The organism is endosymbiont of Lamellibrachia barhami (genome assembly GCF_011947365.2).
Taxonomy (GTDB): domain Bacteria; phylum Pseudomonadota; class Gammaproteobacteria; order Chromatiales; family Chromatiaceae; genus QGON01.
This window is the reverse complement of the sequence record NZ_JAAVSH020000015.1, coordinates 1-1,000: the sequence shown is the minus strand read 5'-3', so window position 1 is coordinate 1,000 and position 1,000 is coordinate 1. Positions and strand designations below refer to the sequence as shown.

The window sequence follows — 1,000 nt, the reverse complement described above, 5'->3', positions numbered from 1 at the left end:
TCGATACCACCGGAGACCAGCTCAATGTTTGCGTCAGGCGGCAATTCCGCCGCTTCCCGCAGATGCAACAGGCCATCTTCACCCTTTATCAGGTCTTCGGGTGGCGAACTCACCAGCTTGATTCGGTCCACGATCGCCAGGGCCTCAAGCGTCGAACCTTCCGGCAGGATGGTAATAGTACCGTCGTTGCCGATCTCGATCTTTTCGTGGGGCGGCAAGGCAATCGGCCCACCATTGCCGATCACCGGCAAATCTTCGCCGTTTGTGAGAATGCCGTTGGCATCGATTTTCAGATCGCCACGACGCGTATAGGCTTCGGTACCATCCGGCGCCTGCACTGCGATATAGCCTTCACCCTTTATCGCCACATCCATGTCGTTGCCGGTAGACTGGATGCTGCCTCTGGTAAAGTCGATAGCAGATCGCTCATCCATGGCGTAGACACGGGTTGGATGACCGGGACCAAACACCGGCATACTGCGAAACTGATTCAGATCCGCCATGAATCCCGGCGTATTGACGTTGGCCAGATTGTGGGAGTTGCTGGCTTGGGCCAGCAGAGTCTCCTTGGCTCCACTCATGGCGACAAACAACATACGGTCCATGATCTACTCCTGTTATCGGATATTGATCACTGTCTGGGTGATCGCATCCGCCGTGGTGATCACCTGCGCGTTGGCCTGGAAATTACGTTGCGCGGTAATCAGGTTGACCAACTGCTGGGCAATATCCACATTGGAGTTCTCCAATGCACCGGACTGGATAACACCAATACCGGCAGAGCCAGCCTCACCCAACTGCGCATCGCCTGAGGCAAAGGATTCCACCCAACTGGTATCACCAACCTGCCGCAGTCCCTGCTCGTTATTGAAGTGGGCCAGCGCCACCTTGCCCAATGCCTCTGAGCGGCCGTTGGTAAAGCGGGCAAAAACCACGCCATTGGCGTCTACATCCACCCCACTCAGGGTGCCCGAGGTGAAGCCGTTCTGGGTCAGTTCGT

2 protein-coding genes are annotated in these 1,000 nt (G+C 56.5%); both read right to left on the bottom strand.

Features of this window, described 5'->3' with window-relative positions; genetic code table 11:
* Positions 1-605: flagellar basal body rod protein FlgF (locus tag G9Q73_RS19125; protein ID WP_177421559.1), on the bottom strand; the 605-nt coding region annotated here is incomplete at its 3' end.
* A gap of 12 nt (positions 606-617) precedes the next feature.
* Positions 618-1,000, bottom strand: a 383-nt coding sequence (locus G9Q73_RS19120; protein WP_177421558.1) for a flagellar hook-basal body complex protein, incomplete at its 5' end; no start/stop codon positions are given.